21 protein-coding genes and 1 riboswitch are annotated in these 21,453 nt (G+C 39.1%); of the genes, 7 read left to right on the plus strand and 14 right to left on the minus strand.

Features of this window, described 5'->3' with window-relative positions:
- Positions 1-150: 150 nt before the first annotated feature.
- Both OK414_RS20365 and OK414_RS20370 read right to left on the minus strand, forming a co-directional pair.
- Positions 151-1,014: an RsiV family protein gene (locus OK414_RS20365; protein WP_034649569.1), complete on the minus strand. Its 864-nt coding sequence runs from the start codon at positions 1,012-1,014 to the stop codon at positions 151-153.
- Positions 1,011-1,511 (minus strand): RNA polymerase sigma factor, encoded by a 501-nt coding sequence (locus OK414_RS20370; protein ID WP_205663078.1) that lies wholly within the window; start codon positions 1,509-1,511, stop codon positions 1,011-1,013. The genes OK414_RS20365 and OK414_RS20370 overlap by 4 nt, the downstream gene beginning before the upstream one ends.
- A gap of 157 nt (positions 1,512-1,668) precedes the next feature.
- Between OK414_RS20370 and OK414_RS20375 the strand changes: the two genes are divergently transcribed.
- Positions 1,669-3,078: a polysaccharide deacetylase family protein gene (locus tag OK414_RS20375; protein WP_205661828.1), complete on the plus strand. Its 1,410-nt coding sequence runs from the start codon at positions 1,669-1,671 to the stop codon at positions 3,076-3,078.
- On the opposite strand, the gene OK414_RS20380 is transcribed toward OK414_RS20375, so the two are convergent.
- Complete coding sequence (locus OK414_RS20380; RefSeq protein WP_237892821.1) at positions 3,034-3,408, minus strand: GerAB/ArcD/ProY family transporter; 375 nt, start codon at positions 3,406-3,408, stop codon at positions 3,034-3,036. The genes OK414_RS20375 and OK414_RS20380 overlap by 45 nt on opposite strands.
- Before the next feature lie 325 nt (positions 3,409-3,733).
- Between OK414_RS20380 and OK414_RS20385 the strand changes: the two genes are divergently transcribed.
- Both OK414_RS20385 and OK414_RS20390 read left to right on the plus strand, forming a co-directional pair.
- Positions 3,734-3,967: a hypothetical protein gene (locus OK414_RS20385; RefSeq protein WP_095378640.1), complete on the plus strand. Its 234-nt coding sequence runs from the start codon at positions 3,734-3,736 to the stop codon at positions 3,965-3,967.
- A gap of 167 nt (positions 3,968-4,134) precedes the next feature.
- Positions 4,135-5,307 (plus strand): hypothetical protein, encoded by a 1,173-nt coding sequence (locus tag OK414_RS20390; RefSeq protein WP_264363544.1) that lies wholly within the window; start codon positions 4,135-4,137, stop codon positions 5,305-5,307.
- A 50-nt stretch (positions 5,308-5,357) separates the two neighbouring features.
- Here OK414_RS20390 and OK414_RS20395 read toward each other — a convergent pair whose 3' ends face one another.
- The 4 genes from OK414_RS20395 to OK414_RS20410 all read right to left on the minus strand — a co-directional run bounded on the left by OK414_RS20395 (position 5,358) and on the right by OK414_RS20410 (position 11,345).
- The gene (locus OK414_RS20395) at positions 5,358-6,791 is read right to left on the minus strand and encodes an amino acid permease (protein ID WP_016765197.1); all 1,434 of its coding nucleotides are present in this window, start codon (positions 6,789-6,791) and stop codon (positions 5,358-5,360) included.
- Positions 6,792-7,022: 231 nt separating this feature from the next.
- Positions 7,023-7,922, minus strand: coding sequence for an arginase (gene rocF / locus OK414_RS20400; RefSeq protein ID WP_013084571.1), 900 nt, complete (start codon positions 7,920-7,922; stop codon positions 7,023-7,025).
- 436 nt (positions 7,923-8,358) lie between these two features.
- A complete protein-coding gene (gene ggt, locus OK414_RS20405; protein ID WP_034649555.1) occupies positions 8,359-10,437 on the minus strand; it encodes a gamma-glutamyltransferase in 2,079 nt (692 codons plus the stop codon).
- Between the two features lie 410 nt (positions 10,438-10,847).
- Positions 10,848-11,345, minus strand: a complete 498-nt coding sequence (locus OK414_RS20410; RefSeq protein WP_230184466.1) for a tetratricopeptide repeat protein — start codon at positions 11,343-11,345, stop codon at positions 10,848-10,850.
- A 174-nt stretch (positions 11,346-11,519) separates the two neighbouring features.
- Between OK414_RS20410 and OK414_RS20415 the strand changes: the two genes are divergently transcribed.
- Positions 11,520-11,606 carry a YjcZ family sporulation protein gene (locus OK414_RS20415; protein WP_016765201.1) on the plus strand — a complete coding sequence of 29 codons (87 nt, stop codon included), beginning with the start codon at positions 11,520-11,522 and terminating at the stop codon, positions 11,604-11,606.
- 189 nt (positions 11,607-11,795) lie between these two features.
- Here OK414_RS20415 and OK414_RS20420 read toward each other — a convergent pair whose 3' ends face one another.
- From OK414_RS20420 to OK414_RS20435, 4 genes are all read right to left on the minus strand, one after another.
- Positions 11,796-11,876: a YjcZ family sporulation protein gene (locus OK414_RS20420; protein WP_016765202.1), complete on the minus strand. Its 81-nt coding sequence runs from the start codon at positions 11,874-11,876 to the stop codon at positions 11,796-11,798.
- Between the two features lie 326 nt (positions 11,877-12,202).
- Positions 12,203-13,522: a TrkH family potassium uptake protein gene (locus OK414_RS20425; RefSeq protein WP_034649551.1), complete on the minus strand. Its 1,320-nt coding sequence runs from the start codon at positions 13,520-13,522 to the stop codon at positions 12,203-12,205.
- A gap of 3 nt (positions 13,523-13,525) precedes the next feature.
- A complete protein-coding gene (locus OK414_RS20430; protein ID WP_013058591.1) occupies positions 13,526-14,185 on the minus strand; it encodes a potassium channel family protein in 660 nt (219 codons plus the stop codon).
- 124 nt (positions 14,186-14,309) lie between these two features.
- Positions 14,310-14,454: riboswitch (cyclic di-AMP (ydaO/yuaA leader) on the minus strand.
- Between the two features lie 115 nt (positions 14,455-14,569).
- Positions 14,570-15,028, minus strand: coding sequence for a carboxymuconolactone decarboxylase family protein (locus OK414_RS20435; RefSeq protein ID WP_205661830.1), 459 nt, complete (start codon positions 15,026-15,028; stop codon positions 14,570-14,572).
- Between the two features lie 120 nt (positions 15,029-15,148).
- Between OK414_RS20435 and OK414_RS20440 the strand changes: the two genes are divergently transcribed.
- Complete coding sequence (locus OK414_RS20440; RefSeq protein WP_013058593.1) at positions 15,149-15,604, plus strand: Lrp/AsnC family transcriptional regulator; 456 nt, start codon at positions 15,149-15,151, stop codon at positions 15,602-15,604.
- A 279-nt stretch (positions 15,605-15,883) separates the two neighbouring features.
- On the opposite strand, the gene OK414_RS20445 is transcribed toward OK414_RS20440, so the two are convergent.
- Together OK414_RS20445 and OK414_RS20450 are read right to left on the minus strand one after the other, a co-directional pair.
- Complete coding sequence (locus OK414_RS20445; protein WP_095378645.1) at positions 15,884-16,786, minus strand: peptidyl-prolyl cis-trans isomerase; 903 nt, start codon at positions 16,784-16,786, stop codon at positions 15,884-15,886.
- Entirely contained in the window at positions 16,783-18,057 is a 1,275-nt protein-coding gene (locus OK414_RS20450) for a S1C family serine protease (RefSeq protein WP_263044991.1), read from the minus strand. The genes OK414_RS20445 and OK414_RS20450 overlap by 4 nt, the downstream gene beginning before the upstream one ends.
- A gap of 221 nt (positions 18,058-18,278) precedes the next feature.
- On the opposite strand from OK414_RS20450, the gene OK414_RS20455 reads away from it, so the two are divergent.
- Together OK414_RS20455 and OK414_RS20460 are read left to right on the plus strand one after the other, a co-directional pair.
- Entirely contained in the window at positions 18,279-18,950 is a 672-nt protein-coding gene (locus tag OK414_RS20455; RefSeq protein ID WP_013084578.1) for a response regulator transcription factor, read from the plus strand.
- A complete protein-coding gene (locus OK414_RS20460; RefSeq protein WP_263044992.1) occupies positions 18,947-20,296 on the plus strand; it encodes a sensor histidine kinase in 1,350 nt (449 codons plus the stop codon). Before OK414_RS20455 ends, OK414_RS20460 begins: the two co-directional genes overlap by 4 nt.
- A 35-nt stretch (positions 20,297-20,331) precedes the next feature.
- On the opposite strand, the gene OK414_RS20465 is transcribed toward OK414_RS20460, so the two are convergent.
- Positions 20,332-21,324, minus strand: coding sequence for a D-cysteine desulfhydrase (locus OK414_RS20465; protein ID WP_013084580.1), 993 nt, complete (start codon positions 21,322-21,324; stop codon positions 20,332-20,334).
- Between the last annotated feature and the right edge of the window lie 129 nt (positions 21,325-21,453).

Genomic DNA, 21,453 nt, shown 5'->3' on the forward strand with positions numbered 1-21,453 from the left:
CTAAGACTTTATAAACAAAAAGAATGAAAATATATACAAAATATTATACATGATTGCTTATATATTTCAACTTATTTTGCATAAAAATAAATTTAAACGTTTCTTTATGTAAAAAAACAGACGTGAACGCTGAACGTTCACACCTGTTTTTTAATGAATATACCGTTTACCAACCAGAAGGTTTGAAATAACGTCCGTTGGAATTTCAAACTCAATGTTTCCCATATATCCTGGGGCGACTTTGTATTTATCAAATACAATTCTAAGCTTGTGATCTTTTGTAATGTAGAAACTTTGATTTTCAGCAATCTCTTTAAAAGGATCCATATCTTCTTCAGTCAGCCAGTAGATTTTGCCTTCTTCATGTTTCATTTGACCTTTCATTTGCTGTTTAATATTTTCACTAATGACCTTTATATAGCTTTTATCTTTGAACAAACTTGGAAGCGTTACGAGCACTTCATGTTTTTTATCAATCGTGTCGTACTGATTGATGCTCGACGTTGAAGCTCTCGATTCTTCCACATATCGATGAACCACAAGCAAATCATCGGTATCCGTCATAATATCATAGCCGCTGCTGACAGCCACGTTTCCTTTCTCTCCTTTTTGTAATGTTTTCATCTCTTTTTTAAACTGTTCATACAGCTGCTCATTTTCTTTTATATACTTTTCATTCAAGCTTGTTTGAAGACCTTTGTTTTCCAAGCCTGAAATCGATGGTGTTTTCACGTCAATACGAGAATGCTTTTCTTCTTGCTTTAGTTCATCAAATGTGATCACTTCTACTACTTTTCCAAGCACAGGAATTTTTGCCATTGCATTTGCCGCATCTGGACTCACATTCACTGTTGTGATAAAAATCATCGCTGCTGCCGCAATCGCGCTCGGCCAAATATAGGATTTCTTTTTACGTGGATGTGAAGAAAGTGCCTTTGCAACAACATCATCTAATTCCTCTGGAATAGGAATGTCATGATACTGCTTCTTTAACTTTTCTATTTTATCATTCATTGTTCTAAGTCCTCCTCCGTCATCGTAATCCGCAACAGGTTCAACCCTCTGTATAGCTTTGTCTTTACCGTATTTACATTTTCCTCAATGATTTCCGCAATTTCGTCCATTTTTAAATCTTCGAAAAACCGCAGAACAATAATGGTTTTATATTTAACCGGCAGCTGATCCATTGCTTGCTTTAAATCGATATCTTCATACTGATCTTCACGTCCGCTGCTCAAGTACTCAAGCGCTTCATCGTCCATAAGCGTTAAACGTTTATGCTTGCGCAGGAAATCGATTGCTGTTCGTACAACAATTTTATAAAGCCAGCTTTTAATCGATTGAATATCCTTGATATTGTCTATTGAAATGAGTGCTTTTTTAATCGATTCTTGCATAATATCAAGCGCATCTTCTTGATTTTTTACATAGCTGAAAGCAAGCCGGTAAAAATCCGCTTTATGCTCGGTTATGCACGCTACGAGCATCTGATGTGCATCATGTTTTTTCATCATCTTTCATACCCTTCTATTTTCTCTTGCTGAAGTACATCTATAAGGTAGACGGAATAAGTAGAAAAATAGTTTGGTTTTTTTAAAAAAAGTAAAACTAAATGATGGTCTCATGCGTCTATTAGGTAGATATATACAAAAAGGGGAATATTACTACATGAAAACCATGGGCTACAAACGTATTTTGACACTGCTTGGATGCTGTATTTTGTTTCTTGGTACAGCAGGGTATATCGTCAAAGCAAACAGTACAGAGAAAAAAACGGCAAGTATTCAAACAGATCAAACCTATCCAAACGTTGAAATTCAAACGCTAGTTAAGGACCTTACCGACGGAGGCTACGCCATTAGCTACCCTTCCTTTGGTAAAAAAGAAATCGATCAATACATTCAAGCTTACGTAACAGATCAAGTGGCACACTATGAAAAAAAGCTGAAGAAGCTGTCAAAAAAGAAAAAATCTGAATTAACGATTACATATAAAATCGTCCATTACAGCAAGCAAACGCTAAGCATTGTCTTTGATGAATATGAATCGGTAAATGGAGAGAAAGGAACGTCTTCTCTCAAAACCTTTACCTTCGACCTGCCTGCTCAAAAACAAATGACGTTAAAGAATTTATTTAAAGAAGATGCAAACTATTTAGATCGCCTGTCGGCTATTTCATATGCTGAATTAAAAAAACAAATGAAAACAGCTGATTTTGACCCTGACCTTCAAAAAGGAACTCAGGCAGCTAATCAAAATTTCAGTCAGTTTGCGCTGCTTGAAAACAGTATTGTGATCTATTTTAAGCCTTATCAGCTAGGTGCTGAACAAATGAAAACCAAAACAATCGCTATCCAAAAAGATTTATTTAAAGACATGCTGAGCGATGCTTACAAAGACGAAGCAGTAAATAAAAATAAAGTCAAAGAAACGCCTCCAAAACATATCGTTAACGAAATGCCACAGCAAGGAGCGCCTATTGATCCAACTAAAAAAGTCGTTGCGATGACCTTTGATGACGGACCTAACCCTTCATCTACCAATGTGATTTTAGATGGATTAAAAGAAATGAACGGGCACGCTACCTTTTTTGTGTTAGGAAGTCGCGTTCAATATTATCCTGAAACAATCGAACGTATGGTCAAGGAAGGCAACGAAGTCGGAAATCACTCTTGGGATCATCCTCAGCTCACACGTTTGAACGAAGCGCAGGTCAAACACCAAATAGGCGATACCCAAGCGCTCATCAAACAAGTGAGCGGCTATGAACCACTGCATGTACGCCCTCCTTATGGAGCCGTGAACGCAAATGTAAGACGTTATATCGGAAATGTTGGTGTGACTCTGTGGGATATCGATCCCGAAGACTGGAAATACAGAAACGTTCCTCACTCCGTTCAAGCGGTTATGAGCCAAGTCGGAGACGGAAAAGTTATTTTAATGCATGATATTTATCAAACAAGTGCCGAAGCAGCGGTTGAAATTATGAAGCAGCTTCACGCACAAGGGTATCAGCTTGTTACGATTTCACAGCTAGAACAAGTAAAAAAAGAGCGGGAGCAGCTGCATGTGCAGTAGCAGATAGCAGGCGAACGCGCTGCAGTCATTAGGATGGCTGCAGCGCGTTTGTTTTTTTATGCGATGTTTAATAAATGCTATACAGAGCAGCATAAACGGAATCACTACATGAAAAGGGATAAAAAGCAACACTGGCATAATCGTTAGCCCTTCTTTTAAATGCTCTTGAAAATTACTTGCAATTGTCAAAGAAAAAAATAAAATCACCGTGCCCACAGGATATGTCAGCGCAGAAGGTCGTTTCACCTTAAACAGTGTGGAAAGTCCAACAATCACGGCGTAAAAAAAGACGCTGATTTTAACAAATGCTCCGATGACTAATGCACTCATAAAAAACACGTCCAGCCGTTCTAGCTATTACTTCAAATCCTTTGTGCACCGTATAAATAATTAACAGCATCAGCATCACATTCATTACAAATAAAGGCCTGTCGCTTGTTCCTCTGACGCCGAACCTTCTGTTTCCTTTTTATTGTCTTTGCTTTTTTTATTTTTAAATAAAGAAGGCACGATTAAAAACACCTTTTTTAGTTTTTTCTAAATAAATCCTTTTTATGCAATTTTTAATAGAGTAATCAAAGCGTAAGACAAAAAAATAACAAAAACTAGCGGTAGAATGTTTTTAAGAAAAAAACAAAAACGGAGAGTGAAACGTATGAAAATCGTTTGGATATCAGCTTTGTTGTTAGGATGCTTAATGGGATTTTCTATCGGAGTGGATATGGTGCAAGGATTTAGTTTTTCCATGACCTTGCAAAATGCCTACAGTCCGTTTCGTGTTATGGAGTTCGCTGAACTATTTGTCCTTTTTTTCCTTTTGTTCTGTTTTGTAGCTGAAGTATTTTATCGTTCATTTAAAGTGAAAAAAGCAAAACAGCGACAAAAATAAAACTCCGTAAAAAACACATATTTCTCCTTTTTACCACCTATTCTCCTTCTCATTTAAATGTTATAATTTTCATAATTGGAAAAACTTTTACACGCCTTTCTACATAGAAAGCTGTACGCTTAAACTACAAAATAAACATTGACTTTGAACTAAAAGGTGAAGAAATGATGAAAAAAAAATTAGCCGTTATTAGTACAGCTTGCTTACTTATTCTTGCAAGTGATCCCATCCCTTCTTATGCTACTCCTGATTCCCCGGATTCCTCTTCCGACGTTTTGGACCAGTCAACAGACGTGGATACAACTGAAGATGTAAAAGCTATTTTTGACTCTCTCTATCAAGAAGGCTATTCGCTTGGAGAAGAAGATGGATACGCAGAGAAAAAATTTGAACAGTTTGATCAAACAACAGGACTGGACAAATCTTCTGAAGAATTCACGTGGTTTATGATGGGATATACGGTAGGATATAAAAAAGGACAGCAGCAAAAAGAGGAAGAACTCAAGACTGAACAAGAAAATGAAATGGCTGCCGGCGAAGAGGAAGGCTATCAGCAAGGCGTCCTTGATTACAAACATGCTACTATTCAGTCAGAAATCGACCCTTTCCCTTCTAAGTCATCCGACTGGAATAAAGGGTATGTTCAAGGCTACAAAAAAGCTATTTCTTTAATGGACTTATCTGTTAAAGCAAAAAAAGAAGGCTATGACCAAGGTCTTGAAAATGATTCAATGAGTGTTCCGAGCATGTATGATGATGAGGATGTCACACGTCAGGCTTTTACAGAAGGCTTTGAAACCGCTCAAGCCGAAGTGCTGAAGCAGCAAAAAAAGCAGTTTGAAAAGCAGGGCTACGTACAAGGCTATCACGACCTTCCACTCGAAGTACCTGCAGAAGCAGAAGGCGAATTGCAAACAGCCTTTGAGCAAGGATATGAAAAAGGACAGAAACAAAAGCAAAAAGACGTAAAAGCGGACGGATACGACTCAGCTTTCACTTATCAGACCTATAGAGCGCCTAAAAGTCTTCAGGACAAGCCCGAGCTAGAAAAATGGTACAAAGCAGGTTTTTATTCGAATAAAGATGTGAAATCTTTACAGCAAAAAGCTTATAAAGACGGCTGGAAACTTGGAAAAGAAATGAGCGTTCCGAAAAAATACAAGCAAAATAAAGCTGCGGTGGCAATGTACAAGAAATATTTTGAACAAGGTCAAAAAAAGCAGGATAAAACAGTGAGTCATATCCTGCTCGGCAGCGGTATTGTTCTTACACTGGTTGCCCTTATCACACTATGGAGGCTCCGCCGACGTAAAAATGAAGAGACAACACTAGATAGCTAAAGAAGAGTACATAAAAAACCCGGAAAATCACGATTTTCCGGGTTTTTATGTTAAATAATCATTCGTTTATTTTCCGCAAGCTGAACTTCTTGCTCGTGTTTTGACTGATTTTGTTTTCGAATTTTCAAATAATAATAAACATAGCAGCCTATAAAGAAAATACCTCCGCAGTATAACGCCATTCGCTGCTCGGGATCAAACGCAAGACTGATCATAACAATACAGTTCGTAATAAGCGCTACGATAGGAAGAACCGGATAAAGAGGTGTTCTAAATTTCAGATCTTCTACTTTTCCACCTTTAGCCACGTAAGCACGACGAAATGCAAGCAGTGAAGCGGTAATCGCAATCCAGCCAATTTGAGCGCCGAGTCCAGCAAGTGAAATCAGCCATACAAAAACGGTTTTAGCTGCCACTACGCTTGAAAGCAGCGAAAAACATGAAATCACAAGCGTAATCAATAGTGCATTAAACGGAACTCCTCTTTTGTTGACTTTTCCAAGCGCAGGACTTGCCATTCCTTCTCTTGAAAGAGAATAAAGCATACGTGTAGCCGCGTAAAATCCAGAGTTTGCGACTGAAAGAAGAGCTGTTAAAATGATAAAGTTCATAATATCCGCCGCGTAAGGTACACCTACACTGTCTAACACAACAACAAACGGGCTTTCTACGACGCCTGCTTTTTCACGAGGAATCATGCTTGCTAGTACAAACACGGATAAAACGAAAAAGAAAAGCGTACGCCAAACCGTTTGCTTGATCGCTTTTGGAATTGTTTTTTCCGGATTTTCACTTTCTCCTGCCGCAATTCCAATCAATTCTGTTCCTTGAAACGAAAAGTTCACCGTAATCATTGTAATTAGCAAAGCCGTTACACCATTTGGAAACAGCCCTTCGGCAAAGAAGTTTGATAGAAGCGGTGCTTCCTGTCCGCTTTTCATATCAATGAGTCCAAACATTGCCGCTCCGCCTACAACAATAAACATAATGATGGCGAAAATTTTAACGCTTGAAAACCAAAATTCTGTTTCACCAAATGCTTTAGCTGAAAGTGCATTTAGTGAAAAAATTAACGCTCCAAAAATGGCGCACCATAACCAAACGGGCGAGTCTGGGAACCACCTTTGCATTAATTGTCCGGCAGCTAAGAACTCAAGTGCCACCGTTACTGCCCATCCTAGCCAGTACAGCCATCCAATCGCAAAACCGGTTGCAGGGCCGATAAATTTAGTGGAGTATGTTTGAAACGATCCTGCAACTGGCATAGCAACGGATAATTCTCCAAGACACAGCATCGTTAGATACATAATGATCCCTCCTACTAAGTAGGAAATCATTGCTCCCATCGGACCTGCTTCATTGATGGTATAACCTGAACCAAGGAAAAAACCGGTACCAATACATCCTCCTAGTGATATCATAAAAAGATGCCTTGTTTTCATCGTTCTTTTTAATTCTCCTGGCTGTCCCTGTGGAATATTCATCCCATTTCCTCCCTTTGCTGCATAAAAATGAAATCGCTTTCATTTTTTTAGGTTTATTTTGTTTTTATAGCCGCTTACTAGGTAGCTCTTCATGGCTGAAGTCCATGAATGCCGGATGTTTTTAAAATGGCGCCAGCCCCGTAGCGAGGATGGCAGCCGATTAGCCCTGCATGACCGTTTATTGGATCATAACAGATTTTCTTCTACACGATACCTGTAAGTAGCTCTTTCTTATAAAAGCTTATCACCAAACAATGAACTCATTAACGCAACCGCTACTTCTGCAGTTTTGTTATGCTGATCTAAAATGGGGTTCACCTCTACAAATTCAGCAGATGTAACTATGTCTGCTTCCGCTAGCATTTCCATTGCTAAATGACTTTCTCGGTAGCTGATGCCGCCTTTTACAGGTGTACCTACGCCTGGTGCATCATCCGGATCTAAGCCGTCTAAGTCCAGCGACAGGTGCACGCCGTCTGTGCCGCTTAAATAATCAATCGTTTCTTTCATCACTTGCGTCATACCTAAACGATCAATTTCATGCATGGTATACACTTTAATTCCTTTTTCTTTAATTAACTCTTTTTCACCATCATCCAATGAGCGTGCACCGATAATAACGAGATTTTCAGGTTTAATTTTTGGGGTATATCCTCCAATATTTAAAAGTACAGGATGTCCAATACCAAGGCTCACCGCTAATGGCATGCCGTGAATGTTGCCTGATGGAGATGTTTCAGCTGTGTTTAAATCACCATGAGCATCATACCAAATAACGCCTAAATTTTCTGAACCTTTTGCGACTCCTGCAAGTGTTCCAATCGCAATGCTGTGGTCTCCGCCTAATATTAACGGAAAGCGGTCTTGCTCTCTCACTTCTTCAACTCGTGCAGCAAGCTGTTCATTTCCGCTGGCTACAGCCGCTAAGTTTTTCAAATTCGTATTTTTATCTACGTCTGCCCGCTCTTTAATTTCTACTTTAATATCGCCTTCATCGTGTACGGTATAGCCAAGAGCTTCTAAGCGTGTATTCATGCCTGCATAGCGGATCGCGCTCGGCCCCATGTCTACACCCCTTCTTGTTTGTCCGTAATCCATGGGTACACCGATAATTGAAATGTCTTTTTTCATTTTCTATACCTCCGTTGCATTTTATTCTGTGTGAAGTAAACATAGGTGTTTATTTAACTATGTATTTTTTCATTGATACAGCCCCTCATCTATTTCTTATGCAAAAATGATGCCAACTTTGTTTGTAGCATTCTATCAGTCTTTTTATCACGGGTTTTCTTACACATGCCAAAAAAACTGTCGATTTCTACAACTTTTTGGCAAACCACGCAAATTTTTTTGTCGTTTCGTTTAAAATCGCCAATTTTATTTGCTTTCATAAAAAAGAGATTGCGACATAACAAATTCCATTCAACAGCTAGAAGTAACTACACACAGAAAACCTAAGTTTGTCATACCAATAAAAAAATCCGAACGAGTTGGATTCTTCATCAAGAATCTCAATTCATCGTTCGGATTTTTCTTCACCTAAAATACTTTTGTCCCAGTCTCTTTTTTAATTTGTAATAACATCTCCGTCTTCATCATCGCCTGTATCGTCTTCACCAGGATCTTTTTCTAATGAGACCACTTTCTTTTCGTCATCCCATTTCACTTTGTAGCCAAGTGATTTGGCTACTTTGATAACTGATAAATAAGAGTGATGATTTGGTTTATACAGCTTTAAGTCACTCGAATCAACGACGCCTAAGCCTAACAGCAGGCGATCGGATTGAACGTAAGGCTTTCCATCAATCAGCTTCACTTGCTTATCAGTAAATGGATAAACGGCACGGTTGACTTCAACTGTAAACTCTCCTTTTTTCTCTTCTTTAATTGGTTTTGGCTGTTTGGATACATATTTAATTGCGTCTACTCCTAATACCGTGCCCTGGCGCGTATTATCAGCGCCTCCGTACATTTTCCCCGTTTCATAGTCATAGATAACCGCTTGAACGTTTCCAATATGCTCAGGCTTTTCCTCAAACGCATGTCCTTTAGCCATCATTTCAAGAATTGTATCTTGGCTAAAGCCAGGTTCCCATCTTACGGTTGGATAGCCGCCTGAATAAATACGAGGTGTTAAAATCGCTTTTTGAATCGGCATCTTATGGTCAATAACATTCATAATCGTTTCTGCTACAGACGCTATAATGGTTGGGCCTCCCGGTGAACCAATTGCCATGAACGGCTTTCCGTCTTTTAACAGCATCGTTGGAGACATGCTGCTTCGAGGACGTTTTTTAGGCTCAACCTGGTTCACGCCTCCCGGAGTGGCGTCAAAATCCGTCATTTCATTGTTGAGCATAAATCCGTAGTCAGGAACCATAATTCCTGAACCAAAAACTTGTTCAATGGTAGTCGTGTAAGAAACCATGTTTCCCCATTTGTCTACAACGGAGAAATGAGTCGTTTGGCCGATTGGATTTTCTTCCTTTACTGTTGCTTTATTTGGATTTTCTTTTCCTTCATATTTCCAAGGGTCTCCTTCTTTGACATTAGGCGTTGCTTTGTTTGGATTAATTAATTTACGACGTTCTTTAATATAATCTTCATCTAACAGTCCTTTTTTCGGCACTTCGTAAAAGTCTTCATCTGCCATATACGCCGCGCGGTCCGCGAAAGCTAAGTGCATCGCTTCCGTTAAATGCTGCAAATACTGAGGCGTATTGGAACCCATTTTTTCTACATCATAACCTTCCATTAGCTTTAAAATCTGCTGAACGGTTAATCCGCCGGAGCTAGGAGGAGCCGCACTAACCACATCGTAGCCTCGGTAAGTTGTTTTAACCGGCTCACGTTCTTTTACAACGTAATTTTTCAAATCATCCATGGTCATGCTTCCATCGCGTTTTTGAACTTCTTTAACAAGCGCTTTTCCAATTTCTCCTTTATAAAGAGCGTCTGACCCTTCTTTTTGAATAAGCTTTAATGTTTTAGCAAGATCCGGCTGAACAAGCTTATCTCCTTCTTTTAACGGCTTGCCATTCGGCACAAATACATTACCGGCCGTTTGGTATCTTTCAAGCTTGTCCGCATTTTCATCAATGTACTGAGCCATCGACCAATTTACTTTGATTCCTTGTTCTGCTTGAGTAATAGCTGGTTTAATAACATCTGATAAGTCCATTGTTCCGTAATCTTTAAGGGCTGTTTCTACCCCTTTTAGCGTACCAGGAACTCCAACTGCTTTTCCTGTTATGTGACGCTTACTGAAAGGGATGACTTTTCCTTTTGAATCTAAAAACAGCTTAGGCGTGACATCAGCTGGTGCCATTTCACGGCTGTCTAGCATCGTAATTTTATCTTTCTTTTTTTCATAAATCATCATAAAGCCGCCGCCGCCGATACCTGACATCATCGGTTCCACAACGTTGAGAGATAATTGAATGGCAGCTGCCGCGTCTACAGCGTTTCCGCCTTCAGCTAAAACTTTCCTTCCCGCTTCAGCAGCCAACGGGTGAGATGCCGCTACAATTCCTTGTGTAGCACCTCGTTTCATTGAATGGTCGACACCCGGAACTTCAGCAGCAGCTGGTGTGACAACTAAACTTAAACTAAATAATGCAATAACCAACATCTTCATAACCTTCACCTGGGTCTCCTCCTTCAAATACATTATTTCACATCGTCTGAAACGATGGATTCCACAAGGAATAAATTTGTTTATTATGATATTTCTTACATATGTGTATAAATAAAAAGCAAAGTAAATCAGACCTTTGCTTTTTTTAGTTAGTCGCATGTTTAACTTTTCTCTCTATCCATTTACAATTATCTATATTTTCTAACAATTTATCCATAGGCTGATAGTTTCTTACTATTTTTGGAATTATGTAGACTGAACGCTCTAATAATGTAGAAAATCTAGCAGTTAAGAAGTCGTTGGACTTACATGCACTTCTTAAAATTTCTATAAATATTCCTATTGTTATATAAAAAGCAATTCTTTATGAAAATCAGCATATGTTTCCTAAAAACCAAAAATAAAACAGGACTTTTGATTCACCGTCCTGTTTGCAGCATGTTTTCGACTTTTTTGATATCCGCGTGAGTAGGATTGATTTCTCGGGCATAGGCGATTTGTTCTTTCGCTTTTTCCATTTCTTTTAATTGAATATAGGTTTTTGCGAGTTCGAGCGGCAGCATAACCCCTTCAAAACCAAGATCTTGTGCCCGCTGCAAGTAAGACAGCGATTTTTCGTAATTCCCTCCAAACATAAGCGGAGTTTCCCGGTATTTTATTCCTCGAACGAAGTGCGCCAAGCTTGAAGATGGATTTAATGTTAATGCCTGATGAAGAGCTCTGTCCATTTCTAAATTTAATACCATTTTTTCAAAAATAATTGATTCTTCGATTTGCTTTGCTAAACAAACCGCTAAGTAACAGTACAAATCAGATGCTTGAGGTTTTTTCTTCATTTCTTGTTGAATTTCGCGCTTGATCTCTTTCCACTTACCCTCTTCTAGCTGATTCATGACGTATTCTACATGTATTCCCACCACTTTGCCCTCCTTTTCCTCTTTATCATAAAGGATTTCTGCACAAATGAAAAAAATAAGTGTTCTTCATTTTTCTCAAAAGATCGTTACCGTTAAAAAACAGGCAAATTTCTCAATCACTTAACCCAATTAGTACATAGGATATAGAGAATTTTATTAAAGGAGGTTACACATATGGGCGCAAAAGGCGGTTTTGGTTTTTCATTTATCGTTGTTTTATTTATTCTATTAGTAATCGTAGGATGTTCTTGCTACTACTAATTTTTAGAGGGGATGAACATCATTCATCCTCTCCTATTTCAAAAAAAACCATGCTTTCGCATGGCTACATACCGATTAGATGAATGAGTAGAGGAACTCATTGTTCGGCAATATTGAAGAAATTTTTGGTTTTTACTTCCGCCTAGTATGCCCTTTTTGACGGGGGCTATGCGCAAATAAAGTTAACGTTTAAAAGCGAAAGCCAGACGCACCTACAATAACAAGTAAAACAAATAACACAACGATTAACGCAAAATTTTGTTTTCCCACGTACCATCCCTCACTTCCTGTTATCTGCTTTTAGTGTATGCAACAGCTTGGCAAAATGTTTAGGACAGGGGTGCGGATTTTTTTAACGAGAAAAACCTTCAAATTTCGCCAAAAAAGTGAATCATATTTTTGTTTCTTTCGTTATATATAGTAAGAGATTTTTTTACTATAAAAAAGGGGGGCCTTTAATGCGCCGACATTCTAAATTGCCCATTGTTCTTGTCTTTGCCTTCTTTTTATTCATCGCAACAGTTTTGTGCGTAACCTCTTATATGTCTTGAACGTATAAATAATATAAAAAAAACGCCTCATCGAAGGCGATTTTTCTACCCTAGCATTATATCTTCATTTGGATAACGAACGGCTTCACGCTTTTGCTTAGATAATGAAAACGCAAGCGTTAATGGCCCCACTTTTCCTAAAAACATGATAAAGATAATAATCACGCGTCCAAAGTACGAAAGTTCAGGAGTTGCTCCCATCGATAAACCTACTGTTCCAAACGCAGAAACAACTTCAAACATAATTTTTACAAACGGTAGGTTTTCCGAAATATTTAACAGGAAAATGGCTCCAAATACAAACATAATTGAAATCATCGTGATGGCTAGTGCCTTAAACACGTGAAGAGGAAGAAGTCGTCTCTTTAATAGCACAATATCTTCCCGGCTTCGTAAAAATGCCCATACAGAAAAAACAATCACCACAAACGTTGTTAGTTTAATACCGCCTCCTGTTGACGCACTTCCTGCACCAATAAACATTAATAAGACCATTAAAAAGACCGTTGCGTCATGCAGGTGAGCTAAATCAATTGTATTAAATCCCGCGGTTCTTGTCGTTACCGCTTGAAAATAAGAAGCCCATACTTTGTCTCCTAACGATAAATTTCCGAGCGTATGCGAATTGCTGTACTCTAAGAAAAAAATAAAAAGCATGGCAGTCACATTAATCGCAAACGTGCTGATAATCATAATTTTTGAATGCAACGTTAGTTTTCTATACGATTTTTTCACCCACATATCAGCAAGAACGGTAAACCCTAACCCACCAATGATGAACAAAAAAGAAATCGTTATGTTAATAATAGGATCTCCAACATACTGCACTAAGTTATCAGAAAGTAGTCCAAACCCTGCGTTATTAAAAGCCGAAATTGAATGAAACAAGCTAAAGAACAGCCCCTTAGACCATCCGAACTCCGGAACCCAGCGTATCGCTAGAAAGATAAGTGCAACAAACTCAATTAAAAATGAAAAGATAAACAGCCTTTTAACTAGCAGGACAACTCCGCCGACGCTCGTTTGATTTAGTGCCTGCTGAACGAGCATACGCTCTTTAAATCCAATTTTTTTACCTAGCATCATAAAAATCAACACGGCAAATGACATAATGCCAAGACCGCCTATTTGAATTAACAGCATAATAATGATTTGACCGATGACGGTAAAACGGGTACCTGTATCTACGACGGCTAAGCCGGTTACTGTCATAGCGGAAGTAGACGTAAAAAGGGCATCTACCCACCGGATTGGCTCAGTAGTAGAAACAGGCATCATCAATAGAAGAGCACCCATAATAATTCCTCCGCCAAAAATGGAGACAAGCAGCTGCGGAGGAGTGAGTTTAATGATTTGTTTTTTCATAAGTTAAACTCCTTCTTCTTCAAAACGGTTCAAATCGCGGTTATGTCCGATGACAATCAGCATATCTCCTTGTTCAATTATTTCATGCGCGGTAGGCGAGATCACCATTTCCCCGTCTTTTCGCTGAAAGCCGATAATATTGCAGCCATACTTGGCACGAATGTTTAAATCAAACAGCGTTTTATTATGAAGTTTCTTAGAGGCGACAATTTCGACGATACTATAATCCTTTGACAATTCAATATAATCAATGATTTTTTCTGACACCACGTGATGAGCAATACGCTTAGCAATATCGCGCTCAGGGTGAATGACTTTATCCGCTCCTATTTTTTCGAGCACTTTTTGATGATACATATTCACTGCTTTTACCCATACTTGCTTAACGCCCATATCTTTTAAAAGCATCGTTGCCAGCACGCTTGCTTCGATATCATCTCCAAACGAAATAAGAGCATGATCAACATTGCGAATACCTAGCCCCTTTAAGCTAGCTTCATCAATCGCGTTTGCTTGCACAACATATGTAGCTGAGTTGCTAAATTTATTTACTACCTCCTGATTGCGGTCAATAGCGAGCACATCCACATCCAGATTAGCAAACTCTTCAACCAAACTGCCTCCAAAACGACCTAATCCCAATACAGCAAACTGTTTTTTCATAATGTATTTATTCCTTTCTTCAACTGCTGTGTGTTCTCTTAGCTTATACTTTTTCTAAAAAATTACATCTTTTTCTTAAAAAAAGCGCAAAAAAACACAGGAAGGCTCCTGTGTTTTTCCACACTCTTCCCCCTCAAAACGCTTGCGAAGTTAGCTGTCGGGTTCGGGTTTTAAGAGTAACCCTACCTTTTTAAGGATTCACCCCGGAGCACAATATGTGCGTACATAATGGGTCCTCCGCTCCGTAATGGATTAAGCGATTTTTATTCAAATATCTATGATCTATTTTTTAGAATAATCGATTCGATTCATGATACGTTTCACTTTACGAAAGCTATCTTACTCCTGTGGATTTTGTCTGTCAAGATATTTTTAGCGAAGACCTCACTTGCCCTGCAAGCTGCAAAAATCATATAAATCTAAACTGACAATCATTTTGTGAAATTGATCAAATAAATTAATAACAGCTAAAAGCTCTAACAGCTGCGTATCACTGTAAAATTTCTTTAATTGATTCATATCAGCATCCGTCAACTCCCTTGGACGCACCCGGTATACATCAATAAATCGAAACAGCAGTCGATCTTTTTCTTCCAGCTCTTTTTCTCTTAACACTTTTTGATTAATCGTCTCATCGCCTACATATGACATGCTCATACACGTCTCACAGCCGTTAACACCTGCTAGATAAAGCCTTATTTTTTCCTTAGTCTCTTTTTCTACTATATCGCTGTTCCAAAGCGTGTCGTAAAGCTCATCATACAATCTTTTTACATGCGGAATTAAATTCAATGCTTTTTCAAAATTTGTTCCCTCTTCGTTTGCTAACAAAACTCTTGCCATTTTTCACTCACTCCTTTTTAATTATTATAGTAAGAAAAATGGAAATTTCAGATTACAGATAAAACATCTTAGCTACTATTACTAATCAAATGAAACGTTAATGAGAAAGAAGGTTTTCAATTGAAAATTGATGAAATTGATTTATCGATTTTGCAGGCGCTGCAGCAAAACAGCCGCCTTTCCTTACGAGAGCTAGGAAAACAAATTAACTTGTCTCCTCCTTCGGTGGCAGAGCGAGTACGACAGCTAGAGAGCTTTGGCGTTATAAAAGGGTATACGATTGATATTGATTATGAAAAGCTGCATTTGCCCGTGTCGTGTTTTATTGAAGTAACGATGAAAAACGGAGAGCACGAGCGTTTTAAACGATTTATTTCTCAGTATCCCTACGCTTTATTCTGTGAACGCATCGCCGGGCAAGCCTGCTTTATTACAAAGCTTCAGCTTCCTCACCTGCACGTACTCGAACAATTTATTAACGAAATTACACCTTATGCCAAAACGATTTCACACATCGCCCTTTCTCACGTGGAGATGGCTCCTGCATTATTGAGTCATTTAAAAGATGAAAAGTGATTGAAACGTAACGAAAAAATCCGAACGATTGGATTGATCGTTCGGATTTTCTTTCCACTAAACTACTTTTGTCCCAGCCTCTTTTATTCGTCCAACAGCATAAAAAATAACCCTCCAAAGCTGGAGGGTATAAATTTTCCGAATAATGAAAGTTTTACAACTTCATTTTATCAGGTGACGACATTTCTGTCTACTTAAAAATGTAAAAGAGCTCTCTAGTACTAGAGAGCTCTTTTACTTGCTTGTTTTGGAGAAACAATCAATCTATATAAAAGGGAACTACCTAAGGCTGAAAGTCACGTGAAACCTTGGCAGTTCATCCTGGATATACCGGTTGATATGATTCAAAACAAGTTCTTTCATCATTTCTTCTTTGACTTCTGATTCCGTTTTTTTATCTTTTTGTTTTAAAATAAGAATATAATAGACTTTACCCATTTTAATGGGCTTACTACTCTCTCCGATGTGCTGTTTTTTTAAAACATCTATAAAAGAGGGAGATAGACTTGAAAGCTTTAGATTATCAGCATTCTCTATTTTGCTGCCTGTCTGGACATCAGCATATTTTTTTTGAACGTCCTGAAGAGATGTTCCTTTTTGCAGTTCAGCCGCAGCGGCAGCGGCATCATGTAAAGTAGAAAAAGCCAGCTGCGTAAAAGATACGCGCGTTAGATCGTTTTCAATACGTTTATAGTAAGCAGTTAGTTCATCAGACGTAATTTGTTTGCGGAAATATTCTTCTAATTTAAACTGATTCGTTAGCTGGTTGGTTACATCACTAGAACGAATATTTAACACTTCATAACCTTGTTTTCTTGTATCCTCGTTATATGAGCGTTTAATTTGCTTCCACATATCCTCGACTTGTTTTTGTACTTTATCGCTTGTCTTTAGATGTGAAATTAAGATTTTTTGCATAACAAGCTGCCGCAATAACTCTTTGCGGTAGCTTGTATCATTTAGCGGAGCATCTGGATTTAAGAACCCTTCAACGGCTAAAAAACGGTTGAATTCAGCTCCTGTCACCTTGCCTCCCTCATACGCTGCCAGTTCTTTGGTAGAAGATAGCTGACTAATTTCTACAGAAGGAAACATCGTGTTTGAATGCTTCCCTCCGCAGCCGGTTAAAAATCCGAAGGCTGTTAATACTGCTAGTAGCAGCTTTAACGGTGTTGAACTCATCCATTGTTATCCTGCTGCTCTGAAAGCTTCAGAGAAATAGTTTGTTTTTTTCCATTTCGATACACGTCTAATTTTACCGTGTCTCCTACTTTACGTTTTGTGTATAGATATTGACGTAAATCACTGGATGTTTTGACTTCATTTCCATCGATGGCAACAATCAGGTCTTTTGATTGTAAACCTGCATCAGAAGCAGAAGAGAATGGTTCAACCGTCGTTACGACAACTCCTTCAGACGTATCGCTGGTTAGGCCTAGCTGGTTTTGTTTTGTTGCAGCTGAAAGCTGACCTACATCTTGAAGACCTACCCCCATATATGGACGCGTTATTTTTCCGTTTTTCATCAGCTGTTCAATCGTCGGCTGCACTTCATCACTTGGAAGAGCAAAGCCGATGCCTTCTACATTGTCTTCTGAAATTTTCATACTGTTGATACCGACTACTTCACCGGAAGAATTGATTAAGGCACCGCCGCTGTTTCCTGGATTAATCGCCGCATCCGTTTGAATTGCATCTACGTTCCAATTTTCTGAAATAGGGACAGAGCGTTTTGCTGCGCTCACGATACCTTGTGTGACCGTACGAGAAAATTGTTCACCAAGAGGATTTCCGATTGCAAGCACCGTTTCACCTGCTACTAAATCCGATGATTTCCCGAACTTCGCCACTTGTTCAACATTTTTGTCAGACATCTCAAGCACCGCTAAATCCGTTAGCGCATCAGCTCCGACAATCTTAGCTTTTTCTTTTTGTCCGTTGGAAAGTGACACTTCTACTTCGCTTGCGCCGTCAATAACGTGGTTATTGGTCACAACGTATGCTTTTCCATTTTCTTTTTTGAAAATAACACCGGAACCCGTTCCTGCTTCTTGCGTTTGGGTATCTCCAGAAAATGGATTTGTTTGCTGTTGAATATTGTTCACGCCTACAACAGCAGCTGATACTTTATTTACAACTGAAACAAGATCTGACTGATTCACGGTTGTGCTTACTGTTCGAGGCGTTGTGCTCGTTGTTGTTGCGGTTTGAGTCTGCGTTGTTTGATTCGCTGTTTGCGTATCAGCTGAATCCATTAACCCCAGCTGCGGAGCACCGTATAGCACAATTCCTCCACCTAGCACTGCTCCGGCGATAGAAGATGCAATCACTGGAAATAAGCGTCTTCTTGGAGGCTGTGATGATGACGCAGGCTGATACTGATCGTAGCGCTGCTGGCGGTTTTCATATTCTTCTTTTCGTTCTTGCTCTCTTTCATAATCACGTGGATCCATAAAAACACTCCTTTTAACGTAGCAAATTTTATGTTATCTATACTATAAAATAAAAGTTTGGGATAAGTATCAAAACAATGTGTGAAATTGTGAAAAATTTCTTTATAACAGCAAACACGTAGTATAATAGCGGGTACATAGACCTTTAGAGAAACGCACACATATGGCGTAATATGCTTTATTTACCTTAATTTTCATATATTCAGAGGAAGGTGTCAAATTTGAGCTTTACACTATATTTAGTAGAGGATGAACAAAATTTAAACGAAGTTTTAACCCTTTACCTTCAAAAAGAAGGCTGGGATGTTCGCTCATTTTTTAACGGCACGGACGCCAAAGAAATGATTACAACCCCTCCGCATCTGTGGATTTTAGATATTATGCTGCCTGATATTGACGGGTATCAGCTCATTCGCGAAATCAAGCAGCAAACGCCACATGTGCCTGTTATTTTCATCTCAGCCCGCGATGCCGATATTGACCGGGTTCTTGGGCTTGAAATGGGCAGCGACGACTATTTATCAAAGCCTTTTTTGCCTCGTGAACTAGTTATTCGAGCAAACAAACTGCTAAACCGCGTATATGGTTCCAATCAAAAGAAAACCGATACCATTACGCTGACTCCTTATGAAATCGATTTACATACCCGTACAGTCAGTGAAAATGGAAAGCCGATTGATTTAACGTCTAAAGAATTTGATTTTCTCGTCACTATCTCAAAAGACCTTGGACAGGCTTTTTCACGGGAGCAGCTGCTGAATCTCATTTGGGGAGAAGATTATTTCGGCACAGACCGAGTGGTGGATGATTTAGTAAGGCGCGTGCGTAAAAAAATGCCGCAAGCACGAATTGAAACGATTTACGGATACGGATACCGGATGATGAAAGCATGAAAAACAAGTCGCTTGCATTTCAAATTTGGCTCGTCATCTCCGGTATTTTACTGCTTATTTCAATTTTGCTCGCTATTTTATTCCCAACGACGCTCAGGCAGTTCTTCACGAATGAAATTTATACTACTATTGAAAATGAACAGCATATTTTAAAAGAATACGGACTGCCCAGCCGCTCAGGTGAATACTACTTTAGCAATGAAGACAGTGAACCAACACTTGGAAATCGAACCGTGGATCATATTTTATTGCCTGAACATGCGGATATCTCTTATTTTTCATCACGGGTGTTGCCTCAACACTTTTTGAGAAAAGCACAGGAAGATGCAATCAGCCAGCGAAAAATCGTCGCTCGCTATGAAAAAGATCTTGGCAACCGGACGCTTTTTTATGTAATTCGAAAAGTAAGCGTAAACGGACAGCCTGCTTTTTTGCTTTCATTTTCGTGGGATACGTATCGCAACGCGCTCACTTCTACTCTGTTTAAACAGCTGCTTCTTGTAATTTCAATTGTATTTCTATTCAGCTGGCTTCCATCTATTTGGCTATCAAGATATTTAAGCAAGCCGCTTGTATCGCTTGAAAAAGATGTGAAAAAAATTGCCGAACAAAATTGGCATGAGCCCGTTGCAGTCAACCGTTCCGATGAAATTGGCAAGCTAGGCGCCTCCATCGAGCAAATGCGCAAAAGGCTCGTATCTAAAGATGAAGCACAGCAAACGCTGCTTCAAAATATTTCACACGATTTAAAAACACCGGTTATGGTGATTCAAAGCTACGCTCAGTCGATTCAAGACGGCATTTATCCAAAAGGTGATTTATCTCAAACGGTAAAAGTTATTGAAGATGAATCCAAAAATCTTGAGAAAAAAATCCGCGATTTGCTTTACTTAACCAAGCTTGACTATATGTCCACTCATCAGCTTGCACAAGATGACTTTGATTTTACTGCACTTCTTCATGAAGTAGTGGATCGCTTGCGGTGGAGGCGCCCTGAAATACAGTGGGAATTTGACGACGAAAACGCAACGATTAAAGGAGATAAAGAACTGTGGACAAAAGTTCTTGAAAATGTACTCGACAATCAGCTGCGCTATGCCGAGACGAAGGTTTCACTTTCACTTGCTAAACACCAAACGAACGTTCAATGTACAATCAGCAACGATGGTCCGCCGATTGATCAAAGCGTGCTTCAACACTTGTTTGAACCGTTTAAAAAAGGAGCAAACGGTGAATTCGGTATCGGCTTAAGTATCGTAAAGCGTATTGTTACGATGCACGATGCAGCCATTACGGCTGAAAACACAGACACCGGAGTAACGTTTTCACTTACTATTCCTATATAAACTAAAAAAGCAAGGGATTCGAATCCCTTGCTTTTTTATGAAAAAATTGATGTATAGGCATAAAGAGCCGGTGAACCGCCTGAGTGGACAAACACCACATTTTCATCCTTATTAAAATAACCTTTTCGAATTAAATCAATTAGACCAGCCATCGCTTTTCCCGTATACACAGGATCCAATAAAATCCCTTCCGTACTGGCCACAAGTTTGACTGCTTCCACCATCTCTTCTGTCGGAACAGCATACCCTGGACCTACGTATTCATCCATACATACAATCTCTTCTTTTTTAAAAGGCGTTTTACTATGTAAATGATCATAAAGTTCACTCGTCAGCTTGGCAACTTTTACTTCTTGCTCTTCTTTAGCACGACTGACATTCATTCCAATAACAGATACGTCACTTTGAAGACCTTGAAAGCCTGCCACTAATCCTGCATGCATGCCTCCGCTACCGCTTGTACAAACTACGTGGTTAAGCTTTATTTGCTGCTCATAGCTTTGCATAAGCAGCTCTTGTGCACAGGCAGCGTATCCGGTTGCACCGATAACATTCGAACCTCCTACTGGAATTAAATACGGTTTATGACCTTTTTCAATTAGCTCTCGCTCTACTGTTTTCATTTCGGCTGTCAAATCAGAACCTTCAGCGACAAACCGCATGTCATGAGCGCCTAATAAATGATAAAGAAAATAGTTTCCTGTGGGCTGATCGCTTGCTTTATTTTCGCCTTCTTCTAATACGAGCACGCATTTCATTTGTTCTTTTACAGCCGCAGCGAGCGTCAAACGACAGTGATTGGATTGTATCGCACCGCACGTTACAAGCACGTCTGCTCCTTGCGCTTTTGCATCAGCTACTAAATATTCAAGCTTGCGCGTCTTATTTCCGCCCCCTGTCAGTCCAAGCATATCATCTCGCTTCATATAAATTGAAGGTCCATTTAACTGCTGAGATAAAACCGATAGCTTTTCTAAAGGTGTAGGGGAATCCGTATATTTTCTTCTAGAAAATTGAGTTAAGTTCATGCTCTCATCCTCTCTTTCATATTTGTTCTATTTTACCATATAGAAGCTTTTGAAGAGCTTTTTACGGAAGGGCTTTCTATAACTTGTATACATAAGAACAAGTAGTCAACATACATTAAACCATATAAA

This window comes from Priestia sp. JV24, assembly GCF_025910025.1.
In the GTDB taxonomy this organism is placed as follows: domain Bacteria; phylum Bacillota; class Bacilli; order Bacillales; family Bacillaceae_H; genus Priestia; species Priestia megaterium.